Annotated in this window: 19 protein-coding genes and 1 pseudogene; 10 read left to right on the plus strand and 10 right to left on the minus strand. The window is 65.0% G+C overall.

The annotated features are described in order from the left end of the window. The first annotated feature begins 9 nt into the window (after nt 1-9). Nucleotides 10-1,194, plus strand: a complete 1,185-nt coding sequence (locus BRA1417_RS0124165) for a UbiH/UbiF family hydroxylase (protein ID WP_027518017.1) — start codon at nt 10-12, stop codon at nt 1,192-1,194. A 7-nt stretch (nt 1,195-1,201) separates the two neighbouring features. Here BRA1417_RS0124165 and BRA1417_RS0124170 read toward each other — a convergent pair whose 3' ends face one another. After that, nucleotides 1,202-2,155: an AEC family transporter gene (locus BRA1417_RS0124170; protein ID WP_027518018.1), complete on the minus strand. Its 954-nt coding sequence runs from the start codon at nt 2,153-2,155 to the stop codon at nt 1,202-1,204. A 106-nt stretch (nt 2,156-2,261) separates the two neighbouring features. On the opposite strand from BRA1417_RS0124170, the gene hspQ reads away from it, so the two are divergent. Next, nucleotides 2,262-2,594 (plus strand): heat shock protein HspQ, encoded by a 333-nt coding sequence (gene hspQ / locus BRA1417_RS0124175; protein WP_027518019.1) that lies wholly within the window; start codon nt 2,262-2,264, stop codon nt 2,592-2,594. A gap of 76 nt (nt 2,595-2,670) precedes the next feature. Here the strand turns inward: hspQ and BRA1417_RS0124180 are convergent, their stop codons facing one another. Continuing rightward, nucleotides 2,671-3,492 carry an invasion associated locus B family protein gene (locus BRA1417_RS0124180; protein WP_027518020.1) on the minus strand — a complete coding sequence of 274 codons (822 nt, stop codon included), beginning with the start codon at nt 3,490-3,492 and terminating at the stop codon, nt 2,671-2,673. Nucleotides 3,493-3,754: 262 nt separating this feature from the next. On the opposite strand from BRA1417_RS0124180, the gene BRA1417_RS0124185 reads away from it, so the two are divergent. The 3 genes from BRA1417_RS0124185 (at nt 3,755) to BRA1417_RS0124195 (ending at nt 8,442) form a co-directional block, all read left to right on the plus strand. Then, nucleotides 3,755-5,623 carry an extracellular solute-binding protein gene (locus BRA1417_RS0124185; protein WP_027518021.1) on the plus strand — a complete coding sequence of 623 codons (1,869 nt, stop codon included), beginning with the start codon at nt 3,755-3,757 and terminating at the stop codon, nt 5,621-5,623. Nucleotides 5,624-5,627: 4 nt separating this feature from the next. Further along, nucleotides 5,628-7,130: a class I adenylate-forming enzyme family protein gene (locus tag BRA1417_RS0124190; protein ID WP_027518022.1), complete on the plus strand. Its 1,503-nt coding sequence runs from the start codon at nt 5,628-5,630 to the stop codon at nt 7,128-7,130. 85 nt (nt 7,131-7,215) lie between these two features. Next, complete coding sequence (locus tag BRA1417_RS0124195) at nt 7,216-8,442, plus strand: hypothetical protein (protein ID WP_027518023.1); 1,227 nt, start codon at nt 7,216-7,218, stop codon at nt 8,440-8,442. A 199-nt stretch (nt 8,443-8,641) separates the two neighbouring features. On the opposite strand, the gene BRA1417_RS0124200 is transcribed toward BRA1417_RS0124195, so the two are convergent. From BRA1417_RS0124200 to BRA1417_RS0124210, 3 genes are all read right to left on the minus strand, one after another. Continuing rightward, nucleotides 8,642-8,851 (minus strand): cold-shock protein, encoded by a 210-nt coding sequence (locus BRA1417_RS0124200; RefSeq protein WP_027518024.1) that lies wholly within the window; start codon nt 8,849-8,851, stop codon nt 8,642-8,644. Nucleotides 8,852-9,093: 242 nt separating this feature from the next. Beyond that, entirely contained in the window at nt 9,094-12,612 is a 3,519-nt protein-coding gene (gene mfd, locus BRA1417_RS0124205) for a transcription-repair coupling factor (protein ID WP_027518025.1), read from the minus strand. Then, nucleotides 12,609-12,899 (minus strand): succinate dehydrogenase assembly factor 2, encoded by a 291-nt coding sequence (locus BRA1417_RS0124210; RefSeq protein ID WP_027518026.1) that lies wholly within the window; start codon nt 12,897-12,899, stop codon nt 12,609-12,611. Before BRA1417_RS0124210 ends, mfd begins: the two co-directional genes overlap by 4 nt. Before the next feature lie 184 nt (nt 12,900-13,083). Between BRA1417_RS0124210 and recG the strand changes: the two genes are divergently transcribed. From recG to BRA1417_RS0124225, 3 genes and pseudogenes are all read left to right on the plus strand, one after another. Next, nucleotides 13,084-15,192 (plus strand): ATP-dependent DNA helicase RecG, encoded by a 2,109-nt coding sequence (gene recG / locus BRA1417_RS0124215; RefSeq protein ID WP_027518027.1) that lies wholly within the window; start codon nt 13,084-13,086, stop codon nt 15,190-15,192. A 33-nt stretch (nt 15,193-15,225) separates the two neighbouring features. Beyond that, complete coding sequence (locus BRA1417_RS0124220; protein ID WP_027518028.1) at nt 15,226-16,380, plus strand: hypothetical protein; 1,155 nt, start codon at nt 15,226-15,228, stop codon at nt 16,378-16,380. 99 nt (nt 16,381-16,479) lie between these two features. Further along, a pseudogene (locus BRA1417_RS0124225) lies at nt 16,480-16,836 on the plus strand (ATP-dependent DNA helicase RecG); the annotation flags it as partial. On the opposite strand, the gene panE reads toward BRA1417_RS0124225, so the two are convergent. Next, nucleotides 16,833-17,762 carry a 2-dehydropantoate 2-reductase gene (gene panE, locus BRA1417_RS0124230; RefSeq protein WP_027518030.1) on the minus strand — a complete coding sequence of 310 codons (930 nt, stop codon included), beginning with the start codon at nt 17,760-17,762 and terminating at the stop codon, nt 16,833-16,835. The pseudogene BRA1417_RS0124225 and the gene panE overlap by 4 nt on opposite strands. Nucleotides 17,763-17,865: 103 nt before the next feature. Between panE and BRA1417_RS0124235 the strand changes: the two genes are divergently transcribed. Next, nucleotides 17,866-18,381, plus strand: a complete 516-nt coding sequence (locus BRA1417_RS0124235) for an ATPase AAA (RefSeq protein ID WP_027518031.1) — start codon at nt 17,866-17,868, stop codon at nt 18,379-18,381. A 28-nt stretch (nt 18,382-18,409) separates the two neighbouring features. On the opposite strand, the gene BRA1417_RS0124240 is transcribed toward BRA1417_RS0124235, so the two are convergent. The 3 genes from BRA1417_RS0124240 to glmS all read right to left on the minus strand — a co-directional run bounded on the left by BRA1417_RS0124240 (nt 18,410) and on the right by glmS (nt 22,057). Then, entirely contained in the window at nt 18,410-19,267 is an 858-nt protein-coding gene (locus BRA1417_RS0124240; protein ID WP_027518032.1) for an NAD(P)-dependent oxidoreductase, read from the minus strand. Between the two features lie 104 nt (nt 19,268-19,371). Continuing rightward, entirely contained in the window at nt 19,372-20,142 is a 771-nt protein-coding gene (locus BRA1417_RS0124245; protein WP_007590844.1) for a DUF502 domain-containing protein, read from the minus strand. An 88-nt stretch (nt 20,143-20,230) separates the two neighbouring features. Beyond that, entirely contained in the window at nt 20,231-22,057 is a 1,827-nt protein-coding gene (gene glmS, locus BRA1417_RS0124250; RefSeq protein ID WP_027518033.1) for a glutamine--fructose-6-phosphate transaminase (isomerizing), read from the minus strand. Between the two features lie 219 nt (nt 22,058-22,276). Between glmS and BRA1417_RS0124255 the strand changes: the two genes are divergently transcribed. Beyond that, a complete protein-coding gene (locus BRA1417_RS0124255; RefSeq protein WP_027518034.1) occupies nt 22,277-22,495 on the plus strand; it encodes a hypothetical protein in 219 nt (72 codons plus the stop codon). A gap of 6 nt (nt 22,496-22,501) precedes the next feature. On the opposite strand, the gene glmU is transcribed toward BRA1417_RS0124255, so the two are convergent. Next, nucleotides 22,502-23,869 (minus strand): bifunctional UDP-N-acetylglucosamine diphosphorylase/glucosamine-1-phosphate N-acetyltransferase GlmU, encoded by a 1,368-nt coding sequence (glmU, locus tag BRA1417_RS0124260; RefSeq protein WP_027518035.1) that lies wholly within the window; start codon nt 23,867-23,869, stop codon nt 22,502-22,504. Between the last annotated feature and the right edge of the window lie 70 nt (nt 23,870-23,939).

Consider the following 23,939-nt stretch of genomic DNA (forward strand, 5'->3'; position numbering starts at 1 on the left):
TGTCGTTCCATGACAGATGCATCGACACTCTTTGACGCAGCCGTGATCGGCGGCGGACCGGCGGGACTTAGCGCGGCCATCGCACTGGCGCAGGCGGGCGCACGGACCGCACTGGTGGCGCGTCGCGTGCCCTATGCCGACAATCGCACCACGGCGCTGCTCGGTGCCTCCGTCGATCTGCTGGAGAGCCTCGACGTCTGGCCGCGCTGCAAGGACAAGGCGGCCGCGCTCGAAATCATGCGGCTCGTCGACGACACCGGCCGGCTCTTCCGCGCGCCTGAGGTCCGGTTCTCCTGCCATGAAATCGGCCGCGATGCCTTCGGCTACAACATCGACAACCGCTCGCTGATGCTGGCGCTGGAAGCGCGCGCGGCCGAGCTGCCCGGTCTCGTCCGTTTCGATGACGAGGCCGAAACTGTCGTCATCGAAGCCGATGACGTCGCGATCCGCACCGCCGCGGCGCAATTTCTCTCCGCCCGCCTCGTGGTCGGCGCCGACGGCCGGCATTCGCTTTGCCGCGAAGCCTCCGGCATCGCGGTGACGCGGCGCGAGCTGACCCAGACGGCGCTGACTTTCAACGTCGGCCACGCGCGGCCCCATCGCAACGTCTCGACCGAGTTCCACACGCCGCATGGTCCTTGCGTGTTCGTGCCCCTGCCCGGCGATCGCTCCAGCGTCGTCTGGGTCTCGGCGCCCGCGGACGCCGAACGGCTTCGAGGCCTCAGCGACGAGGAATTGTCCGCCGCGATCGAGAAGCAGTCGCACTCGATCCTCGGACGCATGACGGTCGAGCCGGGCCGCCACCTGTTCCCGCTCGCGATCGAACGTCCCAAATCCTTTGGCCGCGACCGCATCGCGCTGGTCGGCGAAGCCGCCCATGTGGTTCCGCCGATCGGCGCCCAGGGTCTCAATCTCGGCCTGCGCGATGCCGCCGACATTGCGAGGCTCGCGGGCGAGGCCATCGCATCAGGCCAGGATCCCGGCGCACCCGACGTGCTCGCGCGTTACGACCGAGCCCGGCGTCCGGACATCCTGAGCCGGACCTTTGCGATCGACATCGCCAACCGCTCGCTGCTCAACGATTTCCTGCCGCTGCAGCCCGTCCGCGCGGTCGGCATGCACCTGCTCGGCGCGATCGGCCCGCTCCGGCGTTTTGCAATGCGCGAAGGCCTGACGCCGACCTGGCGGAAGTAACCGCCGCTCAAGGAAACGCCAACCGGCCGGTCTGGATCGCCCACATCACGCTGGTCAGGGTGACCACGGACGCAAACGTCCCGAGCAGCACCGCGACGGAGGCGGACTCGATCCAGGCGTCGTTCTGCCGGGCGATGACGAACACGTTGAGCGCCGGCGGCAGCGAGGCCATCAGCACGGCGGTCGCGGCCCAGGGCTGCGCGAACGGTCCGAACGCCAGCATCAGGCCGAACGCTGCCAGCGGATGGACCAGGAGCTTGATCGCGATCACGCCCGGCACCTCCCACGGGACCCGATCGAACGGGCGGAGCGCCACGGTCACGCCGAGCACGAACAATGCGGTCGGGGCGGCTGCGTTCTGGAGGAAGGTGATGGTGCGATCGAGCGCGACCGGCATCTCGATATGGAGCGATGCGAAGGCCGCGCCGAAACAGGCCGACATGATCAACGGGTTGAGCACGATCTGCTTCAGCACGACGCCGAAGGCATGCACGATCGAGGGATGATCGCGATCGGAGAGCTCGATCAGCAGCGGCACGATGGTGAACAGAAAGATGCTGTCGCAGCAGAAGATCAGCGCGGTCGGCGCCGAGGCCTTGGACCCGAGCACGGCGAGCGCCAGGCCTGGTCCCATGTAGCCGATATTTCCGTAGCCGCCGGAGAGCCCGGCGAGCGTCGCCTCGCGCAGCGTCAGCCCGCCGAGAACTTTGCCGACGACCAGCGCGAGTGTGAACGCCGCAACCGTCGACAGCGTGGTCGCGACCAGGAATGGCGGGTTGTTCAATTCGGAGAACGGCGTCTTCGACATGATCGCAAACAGCAGCGCCGGCAGCGACACATAGAGCAGGAAGAAGTTCATCCAAGCGAGGCCCGATTCCGGCAGGGATTTGACCTTGCCACAGGCGAATCCAACGAAGATCAAGCCGAAATAAGGTAGAGCCAGATTGAGGATATCGACCATTGATGAAGTGTTTTCTGAAGATTTGGGGGCTATCTGCCCCGCACCCGCGGGTTAATTCCAGATCAGGGCACTAGCATCGGCCACAATCCTGGTCTATCGACGGAGAATGATTAAAGCGCGGACCGCCAAATTCCAGATCGGACAGGTCGTGCGCCACCGGATCTTCTCGTTCCGGGGCGTGATCTTCGACATCGATCCGGAATTCAACAACACCGAGGAGTGGTGGCTATCGATCCCCGAGGAGGTGCGGCCCCACAAGGACCAGCCGTTCTATCACCTGCTCGCGGAGAACGCGGAGTCGGAATACGTCGCCTACGTCTCCGAACAGAACCTGGTGCCGGACGATTCCGGCGAACCGGTCCGGCATTCCCAGGTCGCCGAGATCTTCGTCAAGGACAAGACCGGCGGTTACCGCCCGCGCAATCCGTCGTTGAACTGAGTTTCGCAGCCATCGACCGGCCAGCAAAAAAGGCGCTCGAACCGAGCGCCTTTTTCATGTCCGGGATTGGCCCCGATTATTTCTGACCGGCCGGCGGCGTGCCCTGCTGCTCGAGCTTCTTGCGCTGCTCGTCAGCCTTCTTCTGAAGCTCTTCCTGGAGCTTCTTCTGGGTTTCCTCGAACACCTTCGGGTCGGTCGGCGGACCGTCATAGGCCTTCTGGAATTCGCCCGCGAGCGGCAGCGGCAGGGTCAGCGGCGCGCCGTTGGCATTGATCGCCTGAACAACGAGGTTCTGGCCCTTCTTCATGCTGTTGATGAACTCGGGCGTGGCCTCGTAGTCGGACATGCAGCCGTTCTGGAAGCAGATCACATACGGGCTCTGCAACGGCGCATTGTTGTCCACGATGATGCGGGTTCCGTGCACCAGCTGCATGCCGAGCGGCAGCGTCACGCGCAGGATCTTCTTCGGCTCGCCTTCCGGCTCGATGATGACGGCCGCGATGACCGGCTGGCCCGACTCGATACGGCCGTCCTTGCCAGTGAAGCAGACCTGCTTGGCATTGGCGTCCTGGCCCTTGAGGCAGAACTTGGTCCAGGGGGCGTAGATCAGCTGGATCTGCTGATCCGCGGGCTGGGCCGCGCCCTGCTGCGCTGGAGCGCCCTGCGCCGGAGCGCCCTGGGCGGGTGCCTGCTGGGCGGGTGCCTGAGCGGCCGGCGCCGGCGCCTTTGGGGCAGCCTTCGGAGCGGCCTTCGGGGCAGCCTTCGGCGCGGGGGCGCCCGGAGCTGGCGCGGGAGCCTGAGCCTCGGCGGCAAACGGGACGGCCAACGCCGTCGCCGTCAACAAGGCGAGAAGTCGCCCGCGCGGCCGGACGGACGCGGCCAAGTAACGGAAATTCATTGCGGAAAACCCTTTCTGAACGGGAAGTGCCCGAACCGCTTCGACGCACCGAGCCTGGCCGCGTTGGGCGCGGCTCTCTTCCCGTCAAATGAGGCAGATAAGTGACGGGCTCGGCGCTCTTGCGCGATTGCGTGCCTTCTTAACGTGGCCGACGAAAAGATCAATGCCGACAAGCGTGTTTGGCGGCCTGCCGGCGTGCGCCCCGGGGAAACTCCCTGTGATAGGATTCAGGCCCCGCCGGTCCTCGAATCAACGTGTGCAGATGTTCATGTTCCAGCGCCTTCTCGAGGGCCGCCCTGAGGGTCTTTGCGTCCGCCTCCTCATCCTGGCTTTCGCCTTGGCCTTCCCGTTCGCCTTGGGGCTCCCCGCAAGCGGCGCAAGGGCCGCGGAAGCCCACGCCATCGCCATGCACGGCAAGCCGGTGATGCCTGGCGATTTCACCCACATGCCTTACGTCAACCCTGAAGCACCGAAAGGCGGCCGGCTGACCTGGGGCGTTCTCGGCACCTTCGACAGCCTCAATCCCTTCATCGTCAAGGGACTGGCCGTGCAGCCGGTCAGGAACTACGTGGTCGAAAGCCTGCTCGCGCGCGGCAATGACGAGCCGTTCACGCTCTACGGCCTGCTCGCCAGATCGGTCGAGACCGATGACGAGCGGAGCTTTGTCGCGTTCCACATCGATCCCCGTGCCCGCTTCTCCGACGGCAAGCCGGTCCGCGCCGAGGACGTGCTGTTCTCCTGGCAGTTGCTGCGCGACCACGGCCGCCCCAACCACCGGCAATATTACGGCAAGGTCGCAAGCGCCGAGGCGCCGGATCCCCTCACCGTCCGCTTCGACCTTGCGGGGGCCAATGACCGCGAACTGCCGCTGATCCTCGGCCTGATGCCGATCCTGCCGAAACACGCGGTCGACGTCGCGGCTTTCGAGGAGACGACGCTGACGGGCCCGGTCGGCTCGGGCCCCTATCGCGTCACCGCGGTGAGGCCCGGTGCCAGCGTGACGCTGACCCGCAATCCCGACTATTGGGGCCGTGACCTCCCCATCAATCGCGGGCTCTACAATTTCGACGAGATCAGGCTCGACTATTTTCGCGAGGCCAACGGCCAGTTCGAAGCTTTCAAGCGCGGCCTCTATGATTTCCGCATCGAGCACGAGCCGCTGCGCTGGCATGACGGCTACGACTTTCCCGCGGCGAAGAATGGCGATGTGATCCGCGACACATTCAAGCCGGGCGTGCCGCAACCTTCCGAATTTCTGGTGTTCAACACGCGGCGTTCCGTCTTCGCCGACATCCGTGTGCGCCAAGCCTTGACGCTGCTGTTCGATTTCGAGCTGGTCAACCGCAACTACTTCTTCAACCTCTACTCGCGCGTCGCCGGCTATTTTGCCGGCTCGGACCTGTCAGCGTATGGCAAGCCTGCGGATGCGCGCGAGCGCGAACTGCTCAAGCCGTTCGCCGCGCAGATCCCGCCTGACATCATGGACGGCCGCTACCGCCTGCCGGTAACCGACGGTTCGGGGCGCGACCGGACCACGTTGCGCGCGGCCCTGAAGCTGTTGTCGGAGGCCGGCTACGATCTCGACGGCACCGTGCTGCGCAACCGCGCGACCAAGGCGCTCTTCACCTTCGAGATCTTGGTCACGACCCGCGACCAGGAACGCGTCGCGCTTGCGTTCCAGCGCGACCTCAGGCGCGCCGGCATCGAGCCGAGCGTGCGATCGGTCGATCCCGTGCAGTTCGACCAGCGCCGGCTAGCCTACGAATTCGACATGATCCAGAACCGCTGGGACCAGTCGCTGTCGCCCGGCAACGAGCAATATTTCTACTGGGGGAGTGCTGCCGCCGACAGTCCGGGCACCCGCAACTACATGGGGGTCCGGGATCCCGCGGTCGATGCGATGATCGCCGCACTGCTGGAAGCCCGTGAACATACGGATTTCGTATCCGCGGTGCGGGCGCTCGATCGCGCTTTGATCTCCGGTTTCTATACAATCCCCCTGTTTAACGTATCCGAGCAATGGATCGCGCGCTGGAATCGGATAGAACGGCCAGAGGCCACCTCGCTGTCCGGCTATTTGCCGGAGACCTGGTGGTCGAAGGGGCAGCCGGAAGCTCATCAAGCAAAGTGACGCCGTGAACCAGCCAGCCGTATCGCCGACGCTCGACACGCTGTTTCAGCGCACGCTGATGCGGCAGCCGCACGCGACCGCCCTGCTCGACCCCCTGAACAAGTTCCGCGTGACCGGGCACCAGCCGCGGCGGATGAGCTATGCCGAGGCTGACACCGCCATCGAGGCGCTGTCCGCCTTTTTCGTCGAATCAGGCCTGCCGGCCAATTCCGTCATCGCGATCCAGCTGCCGAACACGGTCGAGTTCGTGCTCACCGTGCTCGCCGCCCATCGCGCCGGCCTCGTCGTCGCCGTACTGCCGCTGCTCTGGCGCCATGCCGAACTGACCGCAGCTCTCAATCGTACCGCGGCGCGCGCCATCGTCACCATGAGCACGGTCGACGGCGTCAGCTATGCCGATCTCGCGATGCACGCGGCCGCGGAAGCCTTCTCGATTCGCCATGTCTGCGGCTTCGGCACCAACCTGCCCGAAGGCATGGCCTCGCTCGACGACGTGCTGGCCCGCCCGCCCGGCACCGCGCGCGCCGTGATTCAGGATGGCCGCAAGGCGGCGATGATCTCCTTCGACGTCACCGCGGAAGGCTTTCGTCCGGTGCCGCGGCCGCATTTCAGCCTGATCGCCGGTGGGCTCGCGATGTCGCTGGAAGCCGACATCAGGCAAGGCGCGACCGTGATGGCGGCGTTCACGCCGATGTCGTTCGCAGGGCTCGCCTCCTCGCTCGCGGTGTGGCTGCTGTGCGGCGGCACGCTGGCGCTGCATCATCCGTTCGAGAACGACGTGCTGGAGCAGCAGATCAACGCGCACGAATGCGACGTGCTGATCGCACCGGCACAGTTCGCCCAGCGGCTCGGCGATTCCGATCTGGCGGCGCGGATGCCGACCTTGCGCAACGTCATCGGCCTGTGGCGCGCCCCGGAGCAGGTTGCGGCGAGCGAGGCCTGGATCGCGCCGCATGCGCCGTTCACGGACGTCTATCTGTTCGGCGAGGCCGGATTGTTCGGCGCCCGGCGTGGCGAGGACGGCATGCCGGTGCCGGTGATGCCGGGACCGCACGGCGCGCCGCGCGAGCAGTCGGGTTCGTCGATCGCCGGCGAGATTCTGCTGACGCCGAAGGGCACGCTCGGGCTGCGCGGCCCGATGGTGCCGATCGCGGCCTACGCTCCGCCGCCGCCGGCCGGCGACACCCTGATCGCGCAGCCGCCACGCGACTATGTCGACACCGGCTACGCCGCGCGGCTCGACCGTCCCAGCGGCGCAATCTGCATTACCGCGCCGCCCTCCGGGATCATGGCCGTCGGCGGCTACCGCTTCCTCTCCAACGACCTCCAGGAATGGGCGCGCCGGCTCGGCCAGGGCGCGCTGCTGACCGCGCTGCCCGACCGGCTCTCCGGTCACCGACTCGCGGGCCGCGCCCAGGACAATGCCCGCGCCCGCGAGGCGCTCAGCGAACTCGGGCTTAACCCCCTGATGGTTGAAGCTTTTCGCGACCGTTCCGGGCCGGTCTAAGCGGAGTTTCGACCGTTCCATTGACGCTGCATTAAGGCGGCAGGACTAGATTGCGCGGCACCTGTCGCGTGATCAGAGTCTCTCGATGTCCCAGGCCGGCCCGATCCTGTTTGTGTCCAATGGCGAGCGGCCGGCCTTCATCGCGGCGCTGGACGAGGCGCGATTCTTCCCCGTGATCGACACCAGCTGGGCCGGCGCGACACGCGCGGTCGACGAGGTGCAGCCGGCCGTGGTTCTCGCCGCGATGGACGCCGGGCACGAGCCGCATCTGGCGCTGCTCGCCAGCAAGATCGCGGAGCAATCGCCTTACCTTCCCTTCGTGGCGCTGGATGCGGCAGGCGCACTCCCGCACAACGCCCTGCCTTTCTCCTCCTCGCGCGCCGGCCATTCCGAACGCCTGATCGCGCGGCTTCGCGCCGCACTACGGATTCGCACGCTCCATGCCACGGTGCTGCGCCGGCTGCCCGAGGTGAAAGTCGCGCTGCCGGAGGCTGATCCCGTTCGCGATGCCACGGTGCTTCTGATCGGTCGCGGCGCGGCTTACCCCGCGCTTTCCGTTGCGCTCGGCGAGCGCGTCGGCGTCGTCGGGGCGCTCTCGATCGAGGCCGCGGCCAAGCATCTCAACACCCGCGACCTCGACGGCGTCGTGCTCGCCGAAGGTTTTACCCCCCGCGTGACCGATGCCTTCCTCACGGTGCTCGCCGAGGACACCCGCTTCCGCAGCCTGCCCGTGATCGTCACTGCGCATCAGCTCACGCAGACTTACGACCTGCCCAATCTCGAGCTGATCCCGGGCGATCCGCCCAAGGTCGCCGCCAACGCGCTACCCCTGATCCGCCAGCACGCGATGGAAGCCCAGCTGAGCCGTACGCTGCGCTCGATCGATGCCGGCGGCTGGCTCGACCCCCGCAGCGGCCTGCTCACGGTGGAAGCCTTTGCGCGCGATTTTGCCAAGGCGGTCGAGCAGACGCTGGCCCGCGGCGGCGGCCTCTCGGTCGCGCGCTTCGCTTTCGACCCCGGCAATTCCCGCGCCCAACTCGATGCCGCGCGCATTCTCAGCCGCCTGATGCGACAGATGGATTTTGGCGTGGCGCAAAAGGACGGGTCGGTCATCGTCGTGTTCGCCGAGACCGACTTCCGCACCGCTCACATGATCGCCCGCCGCCTCTCCGCGGTAATGCGGCACACGTCGAACGGCAAGCACGAGATGCGCAGCGATCCCATCGTCTCGGTGGATTCGCTATCCCCGTCGGATACGGCAAGGTCGCTGCTTGGGCGGCTGTCGGCCGATGCGTCGCGGGCGGCGTCATAGTCATCCGCCAGCGCTCGCTGCCGTCGGAGCTCGACTGCTCTTATGTGGAATCTTTACGCGAAACACCGTTCGCGTTCTCATTCGCGACGGCCGGCAGCCGGCGCAAAAAACCCGCGGCCGGTAAACGGTCGCGGGTCTAAGATCCGAAGCTCTGCCAGTACATCCGTGGTCAAAGCAACGTCATTGAGATTGCGGCAGCCTATGCGGCGCGCAGATTTTCAGCAGCAGACTTGCCGGTCCGGCGATCTGCAACGATTTCAAACGAAACCTTCTGCCCTTCGTTGAGGGTATTCATGCCGGCGCGTTCAACGGCGCTGATATGAACGAAGACATCCTGGCTGCCTTCGTCCGGCTGAATGAATCCGAAGCCCTTTTGGCTGTTAAACCACTTCACAGTTCCCGTCGTCATGGGGATCGTCCTTTAAGATAGATAAACGTTTAGCCGCGCTCAGAAGCGCGGTGGGTGTCGTCGAGATCTGGAGGGAGGGTCGTCAGTCAGGCGCGCTTTTCAGCGGCGAGGCCAAGTCGTTCGGCCGAAACTCGATAGATTGAAGGTAGCAACTGTTCGATCATTCCGCAAGTGATGATATGTCGCTGTTCCGGGATCCGGGCGCGGCGCGTCGTTTCGCGCCGCGCCGCCTCCGCAAACTTCTACGCCGCCTTCTTGCTCTGCGCGAGCTGCGCCAGCTGGCGCATGATCTCGGTGGTGCCGGCGAGACGCTCTTCCGGCGTTTCCCAGTCCTGCAGGAACACCACTTTCATGTCGGGCCGCACCTTCGCGGCCTGGCCGTGACTGCGGATGAACGACACCAGGCGGTCGGGATGGGCGAATGAATTATCACGGAAGGCGATCACGGCGCCCTTCGGGCCGGCGTCGATCTTGCCGACATTGGCCTGACGGCAGAATGCCTTGATCGCGGCGACCTTGAACAAATAGCGCACCTCATCCGGCAGCACGCCGAAACGATCGCGCATCTCGGCGCCGAAGTTCTCGATCTCCTCCTCGCTGTCGAGGTCGGCGAGCCGGCGGTAGAGCGACAGCCGCACCGAGAGATCGCCGACATAGTCCTCCGGAATGAGCACGGGCATGCCGATGGTGATGGTCGGCGACCAGCGATCGGCGGCGGGCTCGGACACGCCGGCCTTGAGGTTGACGATCGCCTCCTCCAGCATCGACTGGTAGAGCTCGAAACCGACCTCCTTGATGTGGCCGGACTGCTGCTCGCCCAGAATGTTGCCGGCGCCGCGGATGTCGAGATCGTGCGAGGCGAGCTGGAAGCCCGCGCCCAGCGTCTCCAGCGATTGCAGCACGGTGAGCCGGCGCTCGGCCTGCGCCGTGATCTTCTGCTGCGCCGGCAGCGTGAACAGCGCATAGGCGCGCAGCTTGGAGCGGCCGACGCGGCCCCGGAGCTGGTAGAGCTGGGCGAGGCCGAACATGTCGGCGCGATGCACGATCAGCGTATTGGCGTTGGGAATGTCGAGGCCGGATTCCACGATCGTGGTCGACAGCAGGATGTCGAACTTGCCGTCGTAGAACGCGGTCATGATGTCCTCGATCACGGCGGGCGGCATCTGCCCGTGCGCAACCGCGACCTTCATCTCCGGAACGTTCTTGTCGAGGAAGTCCTTGACCTCGGCGAGGTCGTCGATGCGCGGCACCACGTAGAATGCCTGGCCGCCGCGATAGCGCTCGCGCAGCAGCGCCTCGCGGATCATCAGGGGATCGTGCGGAGCGACGAAGGTGCGGACCGCGAGACGGTCGACCGGCGGCGATGCGATGATCGAGAGCTCGCGCACGCCGGTGAGCGCGAGCTGGAGCGTGCGCGGGATCGGCGTCGCCGAAAGCGTCAGCACGTGCACCTCGGCGCGGAGCTGCTTCAGCCGCTCCTTGTGGGTGACGCCGAAATGCTGCTCCTCGTCGACGATCAGCAGGCCGAGATCCCTGAACGTGATCGACTTGCTGAGCAGCGCATGCGTGCCGACGACGATGTCGACCGAGCCGTCGGCGAGGCCCTTCTTGACCAGATTGAGCTGCTTGGCCGGGACTAGGCGCGAGGCCTGCGCGACCTGCACCGGAAAACCCTTGAAACGGTCGGTGAACGTCTTGTGGTGCTGACGGGCGAGCAGCGTGGTCGGCACCACGACCGCGACCTGCTTGCCTTCCAGCGCCACGGCGAAGGCGGCGCGCAGCGCCACCTCGGTCTTGCCGAAGCCGACGTCGCCGCAGATCAGCCGGTCCATGGGACGGCCGAGCTCGAGGTCCTTCAGCGTGGATTCGATCGCGCCAAGCTGATCCTCGGTCTCGTCATAGGGGAAGCGCGCGCAGAATTCGTCGTAAAGGCCCGGCTGCACCGGCAGCTTCGGCGCCTCGTGGAGGTGGCGCTCGGCGGCGATCTTGATCAGCTCGCCCGCGATCTCACGGATGCGGTTCTTGAGCTTGGCCTTGCGCGTCTGCCAGCCCGAACCGCCGAGACGATCGAGTTCGACCGAGGTCTGGTCGGAGCCATAACGCGACAGCAGCTCGATGTTCTCGACCGGCAGGAACAGTTTGGTCTCGGCAGCATAATGCAGCTCGAGGCAGTCATGCGGCGCGCCGGCGACGTCGAGCGTCTGCAGGCCGATGAAGCGGCCGATGCCGTGATCGACATGGACCACGATGTCGCCGGCGGTGAGGCTCGTCACCTCCGAGATGAAATTGTCGAGCTTGCGGCTCGCCTTGCGCGGCCGCACCAGCCGGTCGCCAAGGATGTCCTGCTCGCTGATGAGCGCGATCTCGTCGGTCTCGAAACCGCTTTCCAGACCGAGCACGGCGAGCATGGTCTCGTTGCGCGGGGTCGCCTGCACCGTGCGCCAGCTATTGACGCTGGTCACGGGAGTGAGCTTGTGGTCGCGCAGCATTGAGGTCATGCGGTCGCGCGAGCCCTCCGTCCAGAGCGCGATGACGACCTTCTTGCGGCTTGTCAGCAGCCCGTGCACATGTGCGACGACGGCTTCGAAGACGTTGACCTTGCTGTCGTTACGCTCCGGCGCGAAGTCTCGTCCCTTGCGCGCGCCGGCATCGACCACGCTGGTACCGTCGGCAGGCACCGAAAATTGCGTCAGCCGCACCAAGGGCATCTCGCTCTCGCGCTTGGCCCACTCCTCCTCGGTCAAATAGAGCCGGTCAGGCGGCAGCGGCTTGTAGATGGCGCCGCCGCCCGGATGCTCCATGGCGTCGCGGCGGGCTTGGTAATAGTCGACGATCTGCTTGAAGCGCTCGCGGACGGCATCCTCGGCCTGCGGCTCGATCGCGATCGCCGCGCCTGGCAGATAGTCGAACAGCGTGTCCATCCGATCCTGGAACAGCGGCAGCCAATGTTCCATGCCGGGATGACGGCGGCCCTCGCTGACGGCCTCGTAGAGCGCATCGTCACGTTCGGGCGCGCCGAACTCGGCGACATAGCCCATGCGAAAGCGACGGATGGTGTCGGTGACGAGCTGGAATTCGGAGATCGGCACGAGATCGAGCGCGCGCATGTCGAGCAGCGTGCGCTGGGTCTCGGCGTCGAAGGTGCGGATCGATTCCAGGCTGTCGCCGAAGAAGTCGAAGCGGACGGGCTGGTCGAGGCCGGCCGGAAACAGGTCCAGAATGCCGCCGCGCACCGCGTATTCGCCGGGCTCGCGCACGGTCGACGAGCGGTTATAGCCATTGTGCTCGAGCCAGGCGACGATGGTGTCCATCGGCACGACGTTGCCCGGCGCGACCGACAGCGCCTGCGCCGCGACGAGGTCGCGCGACGGCACGCGCTGCACGACGGCGTTCACCGTGGTCAGCACGATCAGCGGCTTGTCGCTGCCGGTCAGGGACGCAAGCCGCGCCAGCGTCGTCAGGCGCTGCGCGAGGACACCGCCATGCGGCGAGACGCGGTCATAGGGCTGGCAGTCCCAGGCCGGAAAGGTCAGCACGGGCAAATCGGGCGCGAAGAATTGCAGCGCACGTTCGAGCTGCTGCATCCGCGGCCCGTCGCGGCAGATCACCGCGAGGCTGACAGCCGGCTTCTTCGGGCGTGCCGCGATGGCGCGCGCGAGATCGGAGACGACGAGGCCCTCGGCGCCCTCGGCGACATTGGCAAGCGTCAGCGCGCGGCCGGGCGTGAGCAGCTCGGCCGGCGATTTCATCCCCTGCTTCATACGTCGCGGTCCGCGATCGGAAACGCCTTGATGCGCGCAAACAGCGGGCCGATGACTTCGGCGGCAAGCACCTTGTCGCCGGTGATGGCGGCATAGAGGTCGGGATCGGCCTCTTCAAGCAGGGTCTCGAGTTGCGTCAGCTCGTCTTCGGACAGGTTGCCGATCTCGGCATCCGCGAAGCGGCCGAGGATCAGGTCCATCTCGCGCGTGCCGCGGTGCCAGCAGCGGAAGAGAAGCCGCTTGCGGCGGTCGTCCAGCCCGTTGCTCGATCGTGTCGTTCCCGTCATGTCTCAATTCCAGTCAAACGCCAAAAGCCCGGACGTGCCGGGCCGGGGTGATATAGCCACTCGGGCGGGCCCTGTCAGCCCTCGATTTGTCATGGCTTGTCACCCGGCGTTACCTCCGAAAAAAGACGTGGATGCCCGGCATAAAGCCGGACATGACCAGCGAAAACGATCCTAGGTTCGCCTGATGCGCCCCAGCCTGCTCAATCCGCTGTTTGCCCCCGTGACCAGCCTGCCCGGCGTCGGTCCGAAGCAGGACAAGCTGCTGCAATATCTGCTCAGCCGCAGCGAGACGCCGCGGCTGGTCGATCTGTTGCTGCATTTGCCGAGCCAGGTCATCGACCGCCGCGCGCGGCCAAAGATCGTCGACGCCGTGCAGGGAACCATGGTGACGCTGGAGGTCACCGTGGACCGCCACCGCCCGCCCCCGCCGCGCAATGCGCGCGCGCCCTACCTCGTCTACGCCAGCGACGATACCGGCGACGTCGTGCTGACGTTCTTCCGCGCCAAGCCCGGCTATGTCGAGAAGCTGCTGCCGATCGGCGAGAAGCGCTTCGTCTCCGGCACGCTGCAGATGTACGACGGCATCCCGCAGATCGTGCATCCCGACCGGGTGCTGGACGAGGAGGCGATTTCCAAACTCTCCGGCATCGATCCCGTCTATCCCTTGACCGAAGGCCTTGCGCTCGGCTCGCTGCGCCGCGCGGTCGCGCAGGCGCTGCAGAAGCTACCGGCGCTGCCGGAATGGATCAGCCCGGAGGTGCTGCGCCGCTGCGGCTTCCCGGCGATCACTGAGGCGCTCAACCGCGTGCATCAGCCGGTCGAGCTCACCGACATTCTGCCCGACCAGCCGTTCTGGTCGCGCCTCGCCTTCGACGAACTCCTGGCCGGGCAACTCGCCCTTGCGCTCATTCGCGCGCAATTACGCCGCCCGGCCGGTGTGCGCAACGCCGGCGACGGGCACCTCCGCAACAAGATCATCGATGCCCTGCCCTATGCGCTGACAATCTCCCAACGCGATGCCGCCGCGGCCATCGCGAGCGATCTACAACAGCCGGTGCGCATGCTGCGTCTGCTCCAGGGTGACGTCGGCTCCGGAAAGACCGTGGTCGCGCTGCTCGCCGCCGCCGCCGTCACCGAGGTCGGTAAGCAGGCGGCGCTGATGGCGCCGACCGAAATTCTGGCCCGTCAGCACATCAAGACCATCGCGCCGCTTGCCGAGCGCGCGGGCATGCGGGTCGCGATCCTCACCGGCCGCGAAAAGGGTAAGGAACGGCGGGACCTGCTGGCACAGCTCGAAGCCGGCGAGATCGACCTGCTCGTCGGCACCCATGCGCTGATCCAGGACGACGTGATCTTCAGCGATCTCGCCCTCGCCGTCGTCGACGAGCAGCATCGATTTGGCGTGCGCGAGCGGCTGGCGCTGACGTCGAAGGGCGAGGCCGTCGACGTGCTGGTGCTGAGCGCCACGCCGATTCCGCGCACGCTGGTGCTGACCTATTTCGGCGACATGGACATCAGCGAACTCAGGGAGAAGCCCGCCGGCCGCCAGCCGATCGAAACCCGCACCATCTCGATGAGCCGCCTCGGCGAGGTCACCGACAGCATCGGCCGCGCGCTCGAATCCGGCAAGCTGGTCTACTGGATCTGCCCACTGGTCGAGGAATCCGAGGCCGAGGGGACCGAGCACCTGACCAATGCGACCAAGCGCTTCGAAACCTTGCAAAAGCGTTTCGGCGACCGCGTCGGCCTCGTCCACGGCCAGATGAAAGGCACCGAGAAGGACCGCGTCATGGGCCAGTTCGCCGCCCACGAGATCGGCCTGCTGGTCGCGACCACCGTGGTCGAGGTCGGTGTCGATGTGCCGGCGGCGACCATCATGGTGATCGAGAACGCCGAACGCTTTGGCCTCGCCCAGCTTCATCAATTGCGCGGCCGCATCGGGCGCGGCTCGGAGGCCTCGACCTGTCTGCTGCTCTACTCCGAGCCGCTCGGCGAGATGTCGAAGGCACGGCTGAAGGTGATCCGCGAGACCACCGACGGTTTTCGCATCGCCGAGGAAGATCTGAAGCTGCGCGGCGAAGGCGATGTGCTCGGCGTGCGCCAGAGCGGCTTGCCCGGCTACCGCATCGCCCGCTCGGAGGTGCACGGCCAGCTCATCACGCAGGCCCGCGACGAGGCGCTGCGCATCCTGAAGGACGATCCGAAGCTCAAGGGCGAGCGCGGCGAGGCGTTGCGATGCTTGCTGTATCTGTATGAGCGGGATGAAGCGATCCCGCTGATCGGAGCGGGTTGAGCTGATACTGCTGTGGATAGGGAGACGTAAGAGATGCTGAAGGTGCTGGCAGGAAATCTCTCCGCTCCGCTCAACATCGATGGCTTACATTTGGCTAGGTATCTTGAGCGCAGCGACGCGATATTTCAGTCGTTATGTGACCACCTCTTGCTCCATGACAAGATCCTGATCCCGGTACAAGATTATCTCGCGGCCACCGGCTTGCTCATGCTGGTAGGAGAAGCAAATCTCGCGACATTGATCGCCGAAGACAGAATTGGATTCGTCCGCCTGCGGGGCTCTCTTGGCTACGTACAAGGAAACGGCGACGGAACCGTTGTTGCATACATGGATCCGAGTGGGCAACGACCGGACTGTTCTCCTGTGCCGGAGTCCATATCTGCGGCGCTTACTCACGCGCGGCGTCCCCCCAAGAACCGTCAGCGACTCATAAACGTTATCTTCGCTGGCACAAGCGAACTTGAAATGGCCGCCGTATCAGGCGCCACTCAGCTCGACACCATTTCAGATCTGAAGCAAACGTCTCTGTGGAAGGATGAGTTTGCCACCGCCAATCCAGCGCTTTTGAACTTACCCGGAATGCCCCCCATGCAAGTTCGCGTGCTTGGACCGGGGACCAAGGTCGAAACCGACCCAGTCGATGCCTGCCTGGCACTCCATCTTGTAAACATCGAACTCTATCTTGCGCGTCACTTTCAATGCGAGAGCACGCATACCGCATCGCCGATAGCAGACTCGATCGCCCTGAAGTTAGCTCGTTTAACAAATGGCCAAGCATCTGGTGAGTTAGCTTGGGATTTTCTGAGCTATTCGAGCGTACCGTCGATTTCACGAGCGATTATCGATGATGAAGCCGCCTTCGCGAAATTTATCAAACTATCCGGCAGCCAGCACGCACGAGCGTTCCGACAGTGGTTTCATAGCCATCGGAACCTAAGTGAGAAGGAACTGGTTACTGCCTATGTCGATATCCTGCAGGATACGCCTATGGCTCAAACACCTACTGCGAAGACGATCAGAATTGCCGCTTCGCTTGGTTTGGGTGCTATTGGCTTGGGAAGTTTGATGGATGTGGCCAGTAGCATGACGGACAACTTTGTCATCGATAAACTCTTTCGAGAGCCAAGCGTTCGGTTCTTTGTTCAAGACCTCAGGAAATTCTCCAACCGCATTAGCCGGCGACAATGATCAAGTCTCTTCCTATGAGAGTCCCTTGGAAAAGAGGCTGACGTCGCCCAACGGAGAGACCCACGGTTTCTGCTCGAGGGTTAAGCGAGATAGAGCAGCATCGGGCGCGGCTCGGAGGCCTCGACCTGTCTGCTGCTCTACTCCGATCCGCTCGGCGAAATGTCGAAGGCCCGGCTGAAGGTGATCCGCGAGACCACCGACGGTTTTCGCATCGCCGAGGAAGATCTGAAGCTGCGCGGCGAAGGCGATGTGCTCGGCGTGCGTCAGAGCGGCCTGCCCGGCTACCGCATCGCCCGCTCGGAGGTGCACGGCCAGCTCATCACGCAGGCCCGCGACGAGGCGCTGCGCATCCTGAAGGACGATCCGAAACTCAAGGGCGAGCGCGGCGAGGCGTTGCGATGCCTGCTGTATCTGTATGAGCGGGATGAAGCGATCCCGCTGATCGGAGCGGGTTAGCCGGCCGCTCGTTGCCGCCCAATCTCATAAGCCGCCACATGCGCGCGGGCCAAATCCAGCAGCGGCGTGTCGATGCCGAGTGCACGTGCCCGGTTGGCCATATCGCCGAGGATATGCTCCGCCTCGGTGATCGAGCCCCGCTCGATATCACGCAGCATCGAGGCCTTGAGCGGGGAATCCGGGGTCGTGAACAGCTTGCGGTCAAACTCGATAAAAGGCGCTCGCGGCTCAAAACCTGATGCCGTCGCGACGGCGCAGCATTCGGCAAACAGCCGGAAGATGGATTGCTCGCCGTTCGGAACGGCCAGAATGTCTCCGATGCTTGCACGCATCAGGCAGGTGATGCCGGCGAGCGTCGAGAGCTGGACGAATTTCTCCCACATGTCCTGCATGATCGCTTCGCTGGCGCGCACGTCGATGCCGGGCACGTGCAGCAGCGTCTCCAGGGCCAGCACACGCTCGCTCAACGAACCCTCGATCTCGCCGAAGACGATGGTCTGATTGGCCATGAACTGAACGACACGGCCATCCGCATCGAGCCCGGCACTGACGTTCGCGAGCCCGCCGAGGACGCAGCTCGCGCCGAACCGCGCCGTCAGGGCGTCGACATGTTTCAAGCCATTGAGGATCGGCAAAATCATCGTGTTGGCGCCAATGGCCGGGGCAAACTGGGCCATCGCATCGTCGAGCGAGTAGGATTTCACCCCGACGAGCACGACGTCGAAGGTTTCCTTGAGATCGTTGGCCAGGATGACGTTCGGCTTCACGGCAAAGTCGCCGTGCGGGCTCACGACCTGCAATCCATTCCGCCGCAATTGCTCCGCACGCCCGACCCGCACCAGAAAAGTCACGTCGGCGTCGGCTCGGACCAGGCGCGCGCCGTAATAGCCTCCAAGCGCTCCCGCGCCGATGACGAGCACTCTCATTCGAACTCCCATGTCAAACGCGGCCATTCAGCCATCCCGCCCCTGGAACGGCAAGTTGAAATCCAATCTTTCGCCTCGACTGTTTTCGTGAAACCTTGCAGCGATGCGCCGGATCATCGTCGTGGGCTGCCAGGGCAGCGGAAAGACGAGCCTCTCCCGAAATCTCGGGCGAAAGCTCGGGCTGCCCGTGGTGCATCTCGACGTGCTCTACTGGCGGCCGGGCTGGAAGCCATCCGACAAACCGAGCTTCCGGGCGCGCGTCATTGATGCGATCGCGGGCGACGCATGGGTTGTCGACGGCAGCTTCTCGGGACTTGCTTTCGATCTCACGCTCGCGCGCGCCGATACGCTGGTCATCATCGACCGCCCGCGCTGGCTCTGCCAGTGGCGCATTCTCCTGCGCTCCGCCTTCGATCGCGACAGGACCCGGCCTGACCTCCCCGAAGGGTGCCCCGAGCAGTTCGACTGGAAACTGATGCGGGAGGCGTGGCGCTACGACACCGAGCGCGCGCCTGTCATCGAGGCCGAGCGCGTGCAGTATGGCCCTGACGTCCCAGTCGTGCGCTTGAGACGCGATCGGGACATCCGGGGTTTTCTGGATTCGGTGCACGGCAGATGATCGATGGCTGTAACGCGAGACCGGACGATCAGGATTTCTTCTGCGCAATACGTGCGGAGAATGCCTTCATCAGGTCGGTATCCGCCGCCTCGCCTTTAGCGTCCTCGGCGAGATGCTCGAACCAGCGCGCAAAGCCTTCGTAAACCTGGCTCGCCGGATGATCGGGGCCGAGAAAGCCGGAAATCTCCCGCATCTCCGCAACCCAGCGATAGGCTTTCGGAATCATGTCCGGCAACGCGACTTCAAGCCGGGCCAGAACCGCGGGCTGGCTGAGTGCGAGTTCGTCGCGTAGCGCATCAGCAGCCCCCGCTTTCGTTGCCGCGACCACCATCGCCGAGCCGATCCCGGCGAGGCCCTTGACGATGCCGGCGTAGGACATTTTGAGCGCAGACGCGGCGCCGACCGGCCCTTCGACGATCCGCACGTTGAGCCCGAAATCCTTCAGCACGGCGACATCCTTGGCGTGCTCGCCGGACATGTAGAAGGCCGGGCTCTTGCCTCCGGGCTGGGGCGGGAAGCCGATGATGCCGGCATCGACAAACGGCGCCTGTGCCGAGCCGATGATCTCCTCGATCCTCATCACGGTATCGACGTTGACGGCATTGCAATCGACCACGACCGGCTTCTTCTCGCGCCGGACGATCAGGCCGGCCAGCCGCTCGGCGAGCGCCACGGCTTCGCCCGGCGGCACGATCGAGAGGATGATGTCGGCGTCCGCGATCGCGTCGTCCTCGGCGCCGATCATGCCGGCATCCGCGGCGCGATTGCACGTCGCCTCGCTCCGCCCTCTCAACGACGTCAGCACGCGCGCACCGTGCTCGCCGAGACGTCGGGCCACGGCACTGCCCATGGCACCAGGCGCGAGGATCGCAATGGTTTTGGACATCGTGCGCTCCAGATCGAATTTCGAGCAACGCGCTCGGTTCAACCGGAGACTAGCAGAGGACGGGACGCCCGCGTGAACGGCGGCCATCCCGCAGAGGAATGGCCCTACTCCACCTTCGCAGGCTGGGGCTGGAGCGCCGAGGCGTTGGCAATACGCGCGGCATTCGCCATGCCCGCCAGCGCCGCTGCCTTCTTCGAATCGGGCGCCGAGCCCGGCTGCACGACGCCGGCCGACATGATCAGCGTCGCGGCGTCCTCGGTGCTCATGTCGACCTCGACGATCTTGCTCTTGGGCACGTAGAAGAAGAAGCCGGTGGTCGGGTTCGGCGAACACGGCAGAAACACCGAGACGTGCTCCTCCTGACCCGGCAGGCTGCGGGAGACATCCTCGTTCGGCGCTTGCGAGATCAGCACGATCGACCACATGCCCGGCGAGGGAAACTCGACCAGGCCGACCTTGCGGAAGCTCGAGCCCTTGCCCGAGAACAGCGTCTCGAACACCTGCTTCAGGCCGCGGTAGATGGCGCGCACCGCCGGGATGCGGCCGAGGAAGGTCTCGCCGACATCGACCAGCGTTCGGCCGATCAGATTGGCCGCGAGGAAGCCGACCAGCGTCAACGTGAAGAATGCGACAATCAGTCCCCAGCCGGGGATGACGTACGGCATGTAGGTTTCAGGCCGATAGGCCAGCGGCACGAAGGGCCGCACCACGCCATCAACCCAGGTGACGAACCACCACACCAGATAAAAGGTGATCGCAACCGGTCCCGTCACGACGAGACCGGTGAGGAAATAATTGCGAAAGCGGCCTATCAGGCCGGTATGCGGCTCCGGCACGGGATCAAGAGGCGCTGGCGCGTCGTCACGGGGGTTCATTCGGGTTCCAGGTCGGTCGCTTCGTTCAAGCTAGGGTCTTCTAGCAGGTTTTGGAAGACCACGAAGCGTTCCGGCCCGACCCTTCCGCCTATTCCACCGTCACGGATTTCGCGAGATTGCGCGGCTGGTCGACGTCGGTCCCCATGATCACCGCCGTATGATAGGCGAGCAGCTGAACCGGGACGGCATAGACCATCGGCGTGAACGCCGCCGCCATGTCAGGCATGACGATGGTGACGAGGGATTCGACGGTCGCCTCCGCCGCGCCTTTTGCGTCGGTCATCAGGATGATCTTGCCGCCGCGAGCAGCGACCTCCTGCATGTTGGAGACGGTCTTTTCGAACACCCGGTCGTAGGGCGCGATGACGACGACGGGCATGGTCTCGTCGATCAGCGCAATCGGGCCATGCTTGAGCTCGCCGGCGGCATAACCCTCGGCGTGGATGTAGGAGATCTCCTTCAGCTTCAAAGCGCCTTCGAGGGCGAGCGGGAAGCTGGTGCCGCGGCCGAGATAGAGCACGTCGCGCGATTTCGCGATCTCGCGCGCGAGCTTCTCGATCTGGAGCTCGGTGGAGAGCGCATCCGACATCAGACGCGGAATCTCGACGAGCCCGTGGACCAGCTTGGTCTCGTCCTCGTCGGACAGTTCGCCGCGGGCCTTGCCGGCCGCGATCGCAAGATTTGCCAATACCATGAGCTGGCAGGTGAAGGCCTTGGTCGAGGCGACGCCGATCTCGGGGCCGGCCAGCGTTGGCAGCACGGTCTCGCTCTCGCGCGCGATCGTCGAGGTCGGCACGTTGACGACGGCCACCGTGTGCACGCCTTCGGCCTTGGCGTAGCGCAGCGCGGCCAGGGTGTCGGCGGTCTCACCCGACTGCGAGATGAAGATGGCGAGATCCCCCTTGCGCAAGGGCGCCTCGCGGTAACGGAATTCGGAGGCGACATCGACCTCGACCGGCACGCGCGCGAAACGTTCGAACCAGTATTTTGCGACGAAGCCGGCGTAGCTCGCAGTGCCGCAGGCCGTGATGTTGATGCGCTGGATATTCTTGAAGTCGAACGGCAGCTTGACCGGCAGCGAGACCCGCTCGGTCGCCATGTCGACATAGCGTGCCAGCGTGTGGCCGACCACTTCCGGCTGCTCGTGGATCTCCTTGGCCATGAAGTGGCGATAGTTGGCCTTGTCGACCAGCGAGGTCGAGGCGGCGTGCTTGGTCTTCTCGCGCTGGACGGCGTGGCCGTCCTTGTCGAAGATCGAAGCGCTCGTATGGGTCAGCACGACCCAGTCGCCGTCCTCGAGATAGCTGATCGTGTCGGTGAACGGCCCAAGCGCGATGGCGTCGGAGCCGAGATACATCTCGCCGTCACCATAGCCGATCGCGAGCGGCGGACCGTTGCGGGCGCCAATCATCAAATCGTCCTCGCCGGCGAAGATGAAGCCGAGCGCGAAGGCGCCGCGCAGCCGCGCCAGCGTCAATTTCACCGCTTCCACGGGCTTGTTGCCGCGAGTGAGCAGATCGTCGACGAGATGCAGCACGATCTCGGTGTCGGTCTGGGTGTGGAACACCGTGCCTTTCTTCTCGAGCTCCTCGCGCAGCTCGCGGAAATTCTCGATGATGCCGTTGTGAACCACGGCGACACGGTCGGTCGCGTGCGGATGCGCATTGTTCACGGTCGGCTTGCCATGGGTGGCCCAGCGGGTGTGACCGATTCCGGTCGTGCCCTTGAGCGGCTCGGCTTCCAGCCGCTTCTCCAGATTCTTCAGCTTGCCCTCGGCGCGGCGGCGCTCGAGATGCTTGCCTTCCAGCGTGGCGACGCCCGCGGAATCATAGCCCCGATATTCAAGACGTTTGAGCGAATCCACCAATTGCTCTGCAACCGGCTCGCGCCCGAGAATGCCGACAATCCCGCACATGCGGATCAATATCCCCCAAATCGTCGAAAAATCGCCTAAACGACGCGCTCGGTTTTTAGCGAAGTTCCTAAGGAACCAGATACTCAATAATTATTGCTGATTGAGACAGCACCGACGGCAACGCGCCTCGCCTGCGTCGAACTGGCTGAGCCTTAAACCGTGCGTGTTAACTTGTTGTCAACAAATTTGGCCAACCTTTGCGTACCAAGGAGAGAGGCCATGAAAGGCTCATCCAACCGCAAAGATCTGTCATCAATGGCGGTGCGCGCCAGCGAGACCACCGGCACGCACCTTGCGCATTGGCCGCCGCCCCAGCGCGGCAAGGAAAGCAAGCCCGTCTTCATCAAGCACGTCGCCGGCGAGCCGGCGAAGCGTGCCAAGGCGCGTGGCTGGCGACTGACTCGCGCGATCTTCTCGGAATTCGCCGACGACGAATAGCGGCGCTCATTTCGCCGGCTTCTTTTCGAGCTTCTTGCCACCCGTCTTCATCTCGCGATAGCGCGCCGCACCACCTTCGCGGACGGTCTGCGGGCTGCGCTCCAGCGCCATGGCGTCGTCCGGCACGTCGCGCGTGATCACCGAGCCCGATCCGATATAGGCGCCGTTGCCGATCGTCACCGGCGCGACCAGCGAGGAGTTGGTGCCGACGAAGGCGCCCTGCCCGATGATCGTCTTGTGCTTCTTGAAGCCGTCGTAGTTGCAGGTGATTGTGCCGGCGCCGATGTTGGAATTGGCGCCGATTGTGGCGTCCCCAATGTAGGAGAGATGGTTGACCTTGACGCCAGCCTCGAGCGTCGCGGCCTTGGTCTCCACGAAATTGCCGATGCGCGCGCCGTCGCCGAGCGAGGTGCCGGGCCGCAGCCGCGCATAGGGGCCGATGGAGACCTTCTTGCCGAGCCTGGTCTCGACGATATGCGAGAAGGAATGGACCACCGTGCCGTCGCCGATCGAAACGCCGGGGCCGATCACCACGAACGGCTCGATCGTCACGTCGTTGCCGAACACGGTGTCCGCGGCGAGATAGACGGTTTCGGGCGCGATCAGCGTCACGCCGGCCTCCATCGCCGCCTTGCGCAGCCGCGCCTGCATCACGCTTTCGGCCTCGGCGAGCTGCGCCTTGGTGTTGATGCCGCGCACTTCGTCCTCGCTGGTTTCGATCACCACGGCATCCCATCCCTGCTCGCTGACAATGCCGACCGCGTCGGTCAGATAATATTCGCCCTTGGAATTCGCATTGCCGATCTTGTCGAGGATCGCGAGCGCGCGGCGCCCGTCGATCGCCATGACCCCGGCATTGCAGAGGTCGATCCTGCGCTCCTCGGCGCTGGCATCGGCCTGCTCGCGGATCGCGACCAGGCGGTCGCCCTCGACGATGAAGCGGCCATAGCCGGTGGGATCGGCGGCACGGAAGCCGAGCGCCGCAATCGCGGCGCCGTTGGCGAGCGGCGCGCGCAGCCGCGCAAAGGTCTCGGCCGAGATCAGCGGCGTGTCGCCGAACGCAATCAGCAAATCATCCACGCCGCGCGCAATGGCATCGCGCGCCGCCAGCACCGCATGCGCGGTGCCGAGCCGGTCCTGTTGCACAAAGGTGAGCGCGTCGGGGCGGATGCGCTTTGCTTCGTCCGCCACCGCCTGATGGTCGGGTCCGATCACGACCGCGAGCGAGGTGCCGGTTCCCTTCGGCGCCGCGGCGAGCACGTGGGCGAGCAGGCTCTGATGCGCGACCGAATGCAGCACTTTCGGCAGGTGTGAGCGCATACGTGTGCCTTCGCCGGCGGCGAGCACGATCGTGAGGCTGGAACGGGCGGTCATCGAAATCCTGTCAATCGGCCGAATCAAGTGGCGCCAGCGGGCGACGGCCGCCCTGATGAGCTATCGCCTT

Source organism: Bradyrhizobium sp. WSM1417, from assembly GCF_000515415.1.
Classification (GTDB): Bacteria; Pseudomonadota; Alphaproteobacteria; order Rhizobiales; family Xanthobacteraceae; genus Bradyrhizobium.

What these genes read in the sequence shown, in the direction of transcription:
- BRA1417_RS0124165 (WP_027518017.1), top strand. Translation starts at nt 10, where the DNA reads ATGACAGATGCATCGACACTCTTTGACGCAGCCGTGATCGGCGGCGGA.
- BRA1417_RS0124170 (WP_027518018.1), bottom strand. Translation starts at nt 2,155, where the DNA reads ATGGTCGATATCCTCAATCTGGCTCTACCTTATTTCGGCTTGATCTTC.
- hspQ (WP_027518019.1), top strand. Translation starts at nt 2,262, where the DNA reads ATGATTAAAGCGCGGACCGCCAAATTCCAGATCGGACAGGTCGTGCGC.
- BRA1417_RS0124180 (WP_027518020.1), bottom strand. Translation starts at nt 3,492, where the DNA reads ATGAATTTCCGTTACTTGGCCGCGTCCGTCCGGCCGCGCGGGCGACTT.
- BRA1417_RS0124185 (WP_027518021.1), top strand. Translation starts at nt 3,755, where the DNA reads ATGTTCATGTTCCAGCGCCTTCTCGAGGGCCGCCCTGAGGGTCTTTGC.
- BRA1417_RS0124195 (WP_027518023.1), top strand. Translation starts at nt 7,216, where the DNA reads ATGTCCCAGGCCGGCCCGATCCTGTTTGTGTCCAATGGCGAGCGGCCG.
- BRA1417_RS0124200 (WP_027518024.1), bottom strand. Translation starts at nt 8,851, where the DNA reads ATGACGACGGGAACTGTGAAGTGGTTTAACAGCCAAAAGGGCTTCGGA.
- mfd (WP_027518025.1), bottom strand. Translation starts at nt 12,612, where the DNA reads ATGAAGCAGGGGATGAAATCGCCGGCCGAGCTGCTCACGCCCGGCCGC.
- BRA1417_RS0124210 (WP_027518026.1), bottom strand. Translation starts at nt 12,899, where the DNA reads ATGACGGGAACGACACGATCGAGCAACGGGCTGGACGACCGCCGCAAG.
- recG (WP_027518027.1), top strand. Translation starts at nt 13,084, where the DNA reads ATGCGCCCCAGCCTGCTCAATCCGCTGTTTGCCCCCGTGACCAGCCTG.
- BRA1417_RS0124220 (WP_027518028.1), top strand. Translation starts at nt 15,226, where the DNA reads ATGCTGAAGGTGCTGGCAGGAAATCTCTCCGCTCCGCTCAACATCGAT.
- panE (WP_027518030.1), bottom strand. Translation starts at nt 17,762, where the DNA reads ATGAGAGTGCTCGTCATCGGCGCGGGAGCGCTTGGAGGCTATTACGGC.
- BRA1417_RS0124235 (WP_027518031.1), top strand. Translation starts at nt 17,866, where the DNA reads ATGCGCCGGATCATCGTCGTGGGCTGCCAGGGCAGCGGAAAGACGAGC.
- BRA1417_RS0124240 (WP_027518032.1), bottom strand. Translation starts at nt 19,267, where the DNA reads ATGTCCAAAACCATTGCGATCCTCGCGCCTGGTGCCATGGGCAGTGCC.
- BRA1417_RS0124245 (WP_007590844.1), bottom strand. Translation starts at nt 20,142, where the DNA reads ATGAACCCCCGTGACGACGCGCCAGCGCCTCTTGATCCCGTGCCGGAG.
- glmS (WP_027518033.1), bottom strand. Translation starts at nt 22,057, where the DNA reads ATGTGCGGGATTGTCGGCATTCTCGGGCGCGAGCCGGTTGCAGAGCAA.
- BRA1417_RS0124255 (WP_027518034.1), top strand. Translation starts at nt 22,277, where the DNA reads ATGAAAGGCTCATCCAACCGCAAAGATCTGTCATCAATGGCGGTGCGC.
- glmU (WP_027518035.1), bottom strand. Translation starts at nt 23,869, where the DNA reads ATGACCGCCCGTTCCAGCCTCACGATCGTGCTCGCCGCCGGCGAAGGC.